General features: G+C 36.4%; 7 protein-coding genes and 1 other annotated feature. Of the genes, 1 reads left to right on the forward strand and 6 read right to left on the reverse strand.

From position 1 onward, the window contains the following. Position 1 precedes the first annotated feature (1 nt). The 6 genes from J7E16_RS02325 to hisS all read right to left on the reverse strand — a co-directional run bounded on the left by J7E16_RS02325 (position 2) and on the right by hisS (position 6915). Positions 2-589: a LemA family protein gene (locus tag J7E16_RS02325; RefSeq protein ID WP_214888263.1), complete on the reverse strand. Its 588-nt coding sequence runs from the start codon at positions 587-589 to the stop codon at positions 2-4. A gap of 134 nt (positions 590-723) precedes the next feature. Then, positions 724-1626 carry a deoxyribonuclease IV gene (locus tag J7E16_RS02330; RefSeq protein WP_034548654.1) on the reverse strand — a complete coding sequence of 301 codons (903 nt, stop codon included), beginning with the start codon at positions 1624-1626 and terminating at the stop codon, positions 724-726. Positions 1627-1715: 89 nt separating this feature from the next. Then, positions 1716-2501, reverse strand: a complete 786-nt coding sequence (locus tag J7E16_RS02335; RefSeq protein ID WP_214888265.1) for an RDD family protein — start codon at positions 2499-2501, stop codon at positions 1716-1718. 1 nt (position 2502) lies between these two features. Further along, positions 2503-3540 carry a signal peptide peptidase SppA gene (gene sppA, locus J7E16_RS02340; RefSeq protein WP_214888267.1) on the reverse strand — a complete coding sequence of 346 codons (1038 nt, stop codon included), beginning with the start codon at positions 3538-3540 and terminating at the stop codon, positions 2503-2505. A gap of 248 nt (positions 3541-3788) precedes the next feature. Further along, positions 3789-5558 carry an aspartate--tRNA ligase gene (aspS, locus tag J7E16_RS02345; RefSeq protein WP_214888269.1) on the reverse strand — a complete coding sequence of 590 codons (1770 nt, stop codon included), beginning with the start codon at positions 5556-5558 and terminating at the stop codon, positions 3789-3791. Between the two features lie 31 nt (positions 5559-5589). Next, positions 5590-6915: a histidine--tRNA ligase gene (hisS, locus tag J7E16_RS02350; protein WP_214888271.1), complete on the reverse strand. Its 1326-nt coding sequence runs from the start codon at positions 6913-6915 to the stop codon at positions 5590-5592. 71 nt (positions 6916-6986) lie between these two features. After that, positions 6987-7196, reverse strand: a binding site (T-box leader). A 217-nt stretch (positions 7197-7413) separates the two neighbouring features. Here hisS and J7E16_RS02355 point away from each other — a divergent pair. Next, complete coding sequence (locus tag J7E16_RS02355) at positions 7414-8718, forward strand: N-acetylmuramoyl-L-alanine amidase family protein (protein ID WP_251006030.1); 1305 nt, start codon at positions 7414-7416, stop codon at positions 8716-8718. Positions 8719-8774 lie beyond the last annotated feature (56 nt).

Genomic DNA, 8774 nt, shown 5'->3' on the forward strand with positions numbered 1-8774 from the left:
ACTATTCTTCATCGTTATCAAAATTTACTTCAGGAGCTATTTCAGCACCTTCAACTGCTTCAAAGTAAGGTTTTTCTGAGAATCCGGTCATGTTGGCAATAATAGAACCTGGGAAACGTTTCACACGGTTGTTGTAACCTTGTACTGTCTCATTGTACCGTTGTCTCTCAACTGCGATACGGTTCTCTGTACCGGCTAATTCATCCATTAATCCAGTCACATTTTCATTAGATTTTAATTCTGGGTAATTTTCAACAACTACTAATAAACGAGATAAGGCTGAGTTCATTTCATTATTAGCTTCTACTTCTTCTTCCATCGAACCTGCACCGCTGAGTGCAGCCCGTGCATCTGCAATCGCAGTAAACACTTCCTGCTCTTGATCCATTGCTCCTTGAACTGAATTGACTAAGTTCGGGATCAAATCATTTCTACGTTGCAATTGTGATTCAACTTGTGACCAAGCAAGATTTACATTACTTTCTTCTTGGATCAATTTATTATATGAACTAATCAACGGGATCGCAATAATTACTACAGCTACGATAATTCCTATTAGTATTTTTGTACCGCTTTTCATATTTTTCATATTTTATCCTTCTTTCTTAGTTTATTCTGGTACTATAATTATGACATAAAACCCACTTGATAGGAAATGATAAAGAATAGTAAAAGGAGAAAAAGAAAAAGCTTTTCTTTTTCTCCTAAAACAGTATTTTTTGATTAATAACCTACTTGATTTAAGATATCTTCGAGTAGATTTGGATTAAAGGTTTGTTCTTTTAACATCTTGATTTCATAGCCATAAGGCGCTTTTTTATCTTTCTTTTCTTCGCCTACGTACGGCGTTTCTAATATCTTAGGTAATTCTGTTAATTGAGGATGGTGAACTACTTTATTTAAAGCATCAAACCCGATCGTTCCAAAACCAATATTTGCATGACGGTCTTTATGACTGCCTTGAGGATTTTTTGAATCGTTCACATGGATGACTTTAAGACGATCTAATCCTATAATTTTATCAAACTCATTTAAAATACCGTCAAAATCTTCCTTTACATTATATCCAGCATCGTTTAAATGACAAGTATCCATCGTTACAGATAATTTATCATTTAAGGTTACGCCCTCAATGATTTTCGCAATCTCTTCAAAATTCCGTCCTATTTCAGTTCCTTTACCCGCCATCGTTTCTAGGGCAATATGTGCTAATTGATCTTTATGCAACACTTCATTTAGCCCTTTTACAATTTGAGCGATACCAGCTTCTGGTCCAGCACCGACATGCGCTCCAGGATGCATCGTGATTTGTCTTGCCCCCAGTGCTTCAGCTCTTAAAATTTCAGCTCTTAAAAATTCAATTGCAAAAGCAAAGTTTTCGGGTTTGACCGTATTGCCTAAATTGATGATATAAGGAGCATGTACAACCATATTTGATAAATTGTTTTCCAACATGAATGCTGTACCTTGAGGAATATTCATATCTTCAACTAATTTACGTCTTGTATTTTGAGGAGCACCAGTATAAATCATAAACGTTTCAGCCTTGTAGCTTGCAGCTTCTTCTGCTGAACCAAGCAACATTTTTTTCCCACCCATTGAAACGTGTGAACCTAATAAAACCATCTTTTTTTCTCCTAACGTTAATTGTATTTTCTTTCATTCTAATCTAATTGATTCAAAAGAACAACCAGGATCACAGACTCATTTACTTTCTATTGCTCTTTTAGCGAAAGCTCGCTTGCCCGGACTAAATTTTCTGAAACAACAGCTGTGTCACTGAAAAAATCAGCTAGGTGTTGCTTCTCACGAGTGAATAATACCATCAAATAAATAAAGGGGAATATCTTTAAAATATAGCGGCCAAAGCATTCACGGATAAGTACCGTCCCCCAGCTTAATTTTTCTTCTTTAAAACTGACTACTCGGATCCCAAAAATGATTTTTCCTAGTGTTTGTCCGTTTGTCCATTTTGTCGATACGATAAAATAAAGAAGATACACAGCTAATTTACTTAATGAAAAAGCCGAAAACGATTCCTCACTAAGGGGATAGCGCAACACTAAAAACAGTGATTGAACAATTAATCGATTGATACTCCAGATAACGAGCAGATCGATCAAAAAAGCAAACAATCTCAACCAAAAGCCAGCATAAAAAAAAGATGGAAAGTTGTGGAATAGTTTTCGATGACGTTCTTCTTCTTCCTGTTTTTCTTGCCAATACTTTCTTCGAGCATCTCTCAAGTCTTGTGGACTAGTCGTTTGTTTCTCTTGCGGTTTTGTCTTCTCCAAGAAGGTTTTAACAGCTGCATTATCAGACTGGTTAGTTTCATTTTTTTCTTCTTGTTTTTTGAAACGTTTTACTCTTTCAATTTCTGCTTCCTCAATGGCTAATTCTTTTTTTAATACGCTTAAATCCAGTTCTTTTGTATCGCCTTTTTTTGCGTGCACCGTTTCTTCTACATTTTCTTGCTCATTAATTCTAGGAGTTGTGGTCATTTTATTTGCCTCCGTAATAGTACATCATCTTTGGCGAATCTGCCGTTCCGATCGCAGACATTAATTTACTTATTTCTGACTCCATTGTTTCACTTGTTTGAAAAAGGTTGCTTACTTTTGCATTAAATAAAGATGCAAAAGATAAAGAAGGATTTTGGTAACTAAAAATCTCTGCATCTTTCAGGTCATAATCTTTTTGCATAGCTTCAAGTGCATCTTCTTGGTAACCAATCTCATCGACTAAGCCATTTTCAAGAGCCTGTACTCCGTCATAAATGCGCCCGTCAGCTAGATTCTTGACCGTATCTTTTTCCATTCCACGTCCTTCAACAATGATTTCTACAAATCGATCATATGAAGTATCCACCATAGTTTGTAAAATTGCTGCATCTTCTTCAGTCATCGTCCGAGTTGCAGAGCCGATATCTTTAAATTCACCACTTTTAATGGTTGTATCATCCACACCGATTTTTTCAAATAACTCGGTGAAATTAGTTCCGGACATAATTACTCCGATCGAGCCTGTCAATGTTTCTTCCGAAGCGAATATTTTTTCTGCTGAAGCTGAAATATAATAACCTCCGCTGGCAGCCATGCTGCCCATGGAAACATAAATCGGTATATCTGTTGTTTGCTGAATGGCGACCAGTTTGTCTTTGATTTGAGCACTTTCATACGTTCCGCCACCTGGAGAATTAACGGATAAAATAATTCCTTTGATCGTATCGTCTATTAAAACTTGTTCTAATTGTTGCAAAAAACCATCATGATCGTACCCTAAATCTCCTGTCAGACTGGCTGATTGGCCAGCTAGAATGGTTCCATCTACAGACAAAACAACGATTCGTTTTGAGCTGTCCCCAGCTTTTAATAAACTTTCTTCTACTGTATTCGTGCCCAATAGACTTAAAAAGCTATCGCTTACCGTTTCCGTCGTTTCTTGCTTTTGTACCATGTAAGAGAAATAATTACTGAAAAACAGTGAAAAAATAAAAATACCTAGCGCGATTCCTATTGCAGACCATCTTTTTGCATTCATGTATAAACCTCCCTGAATTCGTTTCCTTATTCTATTTTGACAAAATTGAATATGAATAACAAGTTATATTTTTATTGATTTCTATTCGTTTGTTATTTTAAAACATCGCGGCTATAAAAATAATTTTTTTCAAAAAATGGACCGGATTAAATGTTCCACCTACACTCGCCATTAGGTATAGCAAAAAAACGCAAACAAATCTAGTTTGCTTGCGTTTTTTGCTGTTTAAGAATAATGTTTTAAACAGACTACTCTTCAATTTTTGTTGTGTGGATCGATAATTCACTTAGTTGCGCTTCACTGACAAGACTAGGTGCTTCTGTTAACGGATCAGTAGCTTTCCCATTTTTAGGGAATGCAATAACTTCGCGAATATTTTCCTTACCTGCAAGCAGCATAGCAAAACGATCAAGTCCTAATGCAATTCCACCATGTGGCGGGAAACCATACTCTAGCGCATCTAACAAGAAACCAAATTGTTCTTCAGCTTCTTCTTTTGAGAAACCTAGAGCTTTAAACATTTTTTCTTGTAGATCACGTTTATGGATCCTGATCGATCCTCCACCTAATTCGTATCCATTTAATATGATATCGTAAGCTTGAGCATAAACTTTTCCTGGATCGGTTTCTAACAATCCAATATCAGATTCTTTTGGCATAGTAAACGGATGATGTGCAGCTGTATAACGCTCTGCTGCATCATCATACTCTAATAATGGCCAATCAACGATCCAAAGGAAGGCATATCTTGACTCATCGATCAATCCTAATTCTTTTCCTAACTTCGAACGCAAAGCTCCCAATGAATCGTGAACAACAGATTTTTTATCAGCAACAAACAGTAATAAATCGCCAGCTTCTGCTTCCATTTTTTCAATCAAGGCTTCTGCATCTTCTTTAAAGAATTTAGCAATAGGTCCTTTTAGTCCATCTTCTTCAACTTTTAACCAAGCAAGACCTTTTGCACCATAAACAGAAACAAATTCGCCTAATGCATCAATATCTTTCCGAGAATAGTTGCTCGCAGATCCTTTAGCATTAATAGCTTTTACTGCTCCGCCATTTTCAATTGCTCCGCTAAAGACTTTAAAACTTGATTCCTTAACAAGCTCACTGACATCTACTAGTTCTAATCCAAAACGAACATCTGGTTTGTCACTGCCGTAACGACTGATGGCTTCATCATAACCCATTTGTTGGAATGGCAGCGTCAATTCAACGCCTTTTGTATCTTTTAATACTTTAGCTAACAGCTCTTCAGTAAATGCTTGAATTTCTACAGGTTCTAAAAAGCTGGTTTCAATATCGATTTGAGTAAACTCTGGTTGACGATCCCCACGTAAATCTTCATCTCTAAAGCAACGAACGATTTGATAATAACGATCAAATCCGGCACCCATCAAAAGTTGTTTGAATAATTGCGGCGATTGAGGCAGCGCATAAAAATGACCTGGGTGAACACGTGAGGGTACAAGATAATCTCTTGCACCTTCTGGAGTTGATTTTGTTAAATAAGGTGTTTCAGTGTCAATAAAATTTTGGTCATCTAAATAATGGCGGATAGATTTTGTCATTTGATGACGTAAAATCATGTTTTGAGTCATTTCTGGACGTCTTAGATCCAAATAACGGTATTGCATTCTTTTGTCATCTGATACTGCTACACCATCTTCGATATAAAAAGGAGTTGTTTTTGACGTATTTAAAACAGTAACGTCATAGGCTTCTATTTCAAGCTCCCCCGTTGCAATATTCTTATTTACAACAGCTTCCTTCCGTTCAACGACTCTCCCTTTGATTTCAAGAACAAACTCACTACGGATATCTTCAGCAATCGCTAATGCCTCTTTCGAGAAAGTTGGATTGAAAACGATTTGAACGACCCCTTCGCGATCACGTAGATCAATAAAAATCAAATCCCCTAAGTCTCTTCTTTTTTGTACCCATCCTTTTAATACTATTTCTTGCCCTAATAAATCGCGAGATATTTTCCCACAATATTCTGTTCTTTTTCCCATTTACTCCAGCTCCTATCACTAATTATTCGATTTAATCTTCTTTATTGAAAAAGTCATTGAAAGCTGTCATGTCTGCTATTTTTAAATTAAATAATTTTTCGAAATCTTTATAGATTTCTGCTAACTCAACGCTTGATTCTTTTCCTGTCTTCATAACTTTAAAATTTGCCACTTGTTTTTCTAGTTCTACATCACCTAACGTAATGACCACTTTAGCCTTTAATTTTGAAGCCGTTTTAAATTGTCCTTTTATTTTACGGTTCATGTAATCACGCTCTGCAGACAAGCCTGCTCCACGAATCGCTTGAACAATTTTAAGAGCTTCAAGATTTGTTGATTCCCCTAACCCAATAACATAAACGTCAACTTCATGCGTATCTGGTATATCAATTTCTTCTGCTTCTAATGTCATCATCAAGCGCTCTAATCCTAATGCGAAGCCAAAACCAGGCGTAGCTGGTCCACCAATTTCTTCTACCAATCCATCATAGCGTCCACCAGCACAAATAGTTGTAATTGCTCCAAATCCAGGAGCATCACTCATGACTTCAAAAATCGTATGTGTATAATAATCTAATCCTCTGACCATATTGCTGTCTATTACAAAAGGAATATCCAAGACCGTTAACATTTCTTTAACTGTCTCAAAATGTTCTTTTGAATCATTACTTAAATAATCTAAAATAGATGGAGCATTTTCCACGATTTCTTTATCTTTTTTATCTTTACTATCTAGAACACGTAATGGATTCTTATGCAGACGTGTTTGCGAATCTGAGCTTAATTCTTCAAAATGAGGTTCTAGATAAGCAATAAGAGCTTCTCTATAGGCTAAACGACTTTCAGCATCGCCTAATGAATTAATCACTAATGTCAATTTTTTCAATCCAAGCTCTTCAAATAACGCCATCGCTAAAGCCATTGATTCTACATCAGTTGCTGGGTTCGTGCTGCCAAAAACTTCAACACCTAATTGATGGAATTGTCTCATTCTACCGCCTTGAGGGCGTTCATAACGGAACATTGGACCTTTGTAATAGACTTTATACGGTTTATTGTGTTCTGGACCGAATAATTTATTTTCAACAAATGCACGCACAACAGGGGCTGTTCCCTCTGGACGAAGCGACATATGCCGATTTCCTTTGTCATAAAAATCATACATCTCTTTTGAAACGATATCGCTGGTTTCTCCCACTCCACGAGAAAACAAATCATAGCTTTCAAAAATAGGGGTCCTTATTTCCCCAAATTGATAGTCCGCTAATACCATATTTAAAATTTCTTCAACATGTTGCCATTTTCTCGCTTCTTCTGGTAACACATCAGCTGTTCCTTTTGGTTTTTGAATTGCCATACCTCAACACTCCTTATTTTCTATAATTATAATTTATAAAAAAACACAAAAAAAGTCCTTATTCTGAATAGAATAAGGACGAATGACTTTTCACTATACGTGGTACCACCTTTATTTGAAAGCTAAGCTTTCCTCAACGATTAACGCTCGTAACGTAGCAGCTTTTACTGCTAACCCTCCAGAATGTCTTTCAGTTTACTCTACGGGAATTTCTTTCAGCCTAAGGAAATTCTCTCTATCCACACGTTAGAACGACTTACTTTTTCTTTCATTGGGTAATTTATATAATAAGATAACACTACAAGAAAGGCTAAATAATGTCAAGACTAGAAAAATTAAAAAATATCTGTTCTTCTACTAAATAAAAAAATTAAAGGAATATTAAGATTTAATTGCATATTAAAGCGTAACATTGCTATAATTAAAGAATACATATAATCTAACGTTGATTGCGTTTTCGCAATTCAGAAAGTAGTGAATTTATCAGTGGAAAACAAGTTGACATTAAATAAGCCAAAGAAAATTGTTTCATTGTTGATCATTACCTTATTTATCGGGTTAACTGTTTTCGCCACTGTCGTTCTTGCTAATCAAGGAACGATCAAAGTCGATGCCAGTGTGGTCAACGTTCGAACGGGTCCTGGTCTGTCTTATGACATTATGACTCAAGTTACCGGTGGAGAAAAAGTTACCATGTTATCAGAAGAAAATGAATGGTACAAAGTGCGTTTAAGTAATGATCAGATTGGTTGGATAGCCAGTTGGCTCATTGAGAACACCGAAGTAAGTGCTGCAACCAATAAAATTGGAGTTGTCACTGGTGAAGAGGTAAACATTCGCAGTGAAAGCAATATTAACGCTGATATTCTTGGCAAAGTAACAAATGGGACGGAATTAACAGTATTATTTCAACAAGAAGGTTGGACTCAGGTTCAATATTATGGACAAGTTGCTTGGATAAGTTCAGATTTAATTGAAATTTCCGAATCAGTAACTGAAACAACGACTGTTGCAGTTGCAGAAGACGATTCAGCAACTATCCAAACAGTCACGACTCGTAGTTCTGGTACAAATATCCGAAATGGTCCTTCAATTGAAGGTTCAGTTGTCGAAACTGCTGGAAAAGGGGAGAGTTTTAATTACCTGTCTACTGAAGGTGATTGGTATCAAGTAGAATTAACAGATGGCCAAACAGGCTATGTAGCCAATTGGGTAGTAGACTTATCAGCTGACCAAACGCCAGCTCCCACAGCTAGTGTCACTTCGCTAGCAGAAGCTACTATCGTGATCGACGCTGGCCATGGTGGAAATGATCCCGGCGCTTTAGCAAATACCTTTCACGAAAAAGAAGTAACTTTGAGTACAGCTAAACTTGTTGCCAACCGATTACGTGATGCTGGGGCAAATGTTATCTTAACTCGTTCAGATGATGAATTTCTCAGCTTAGACGAACGAACGGTTATCAGTAATCAATCTAATGCAGACGTATTTATCAGTTTACACTATGATTCAACTGAAATAGCTAACGAAGTCAGTGGAACTACCACGTATTATTACCACGATAAAGATATTCCTTTAGCTGAAACTATTAGTGCAAATTTCCAACAGAATGGTATATTGCCTAATAATGACTTTCGTTTTGGCGATTTTTATGTCACAAGAGAAAATACTCAGCCCGCGATTTTGATTGAGTTAGGCTATTTAAATAATGATGTGGATCAACTGACAGTCAATTCGTCAGATTATCAAACATCAGTGGCTGAAATCATTTATCAATCATTAAACCAGTACTTTATCCCATAATAAAAAAAGTTCTACATCAAATGGTGTAGATGCTTCAAAAAAATTTCTTCTGGAAT

The organism is Carnobacterium sp. ISL-102 (assembly GCF_018612935.1).
Classification (GTDB): domain Bacteria; phylum Bacillota; class Bacilli; order Lactobacillales; family Carnobacteriaceae; genus Carnobacterium_B; species Carnobacterium_B alterfunditum.

Excerpts from the sequence above, each read along its gene's own strand:
- J7E16_RS02335 (WP_214888265.1), bottom strand. The coding sequence starts at position 2,501 with ATGACCACAACTCCTAGAATTAATGAGCAAGAAAATGTAGAAGAAACG.
- hisS (WP_214888271.1), bottom strand. The coding sequence starts at position 6,915 with ATGGCAATTCAAAAACCAAAAGGAACAGCTGATGTGTTACCAGAAGAA.
- J7E16_RS02325 (WP_214888263.1), bottom strand. The coding sequence starts at position 589 with ATGAAAAATATGAAAAGCGGTACAAAAATACTAATAGGAATTATCGTA.
- J7E16_RS02330 (WP_034548654.1), bottom strand. The coding sequence starts at position 1,626 with ATGGTTTTATTAGGTTCACACGTTTCAATGGGTGGGAAAAAAATGTTG.
- sppA (WP_214888267.1), bottom strand. The coding sequence starts at position 3,540 with ATGAATGCAAAAAGATGGTCTGCAATAGGAATCGCGCTAGGTATTTTT.
- aspS (WP_214888269.1), bottom strand. The coding sequence starts at position 5,558 with ATGGGAAAAAGAACAGAATATTGTGGGAAAATATCTCGCGATTTATTA.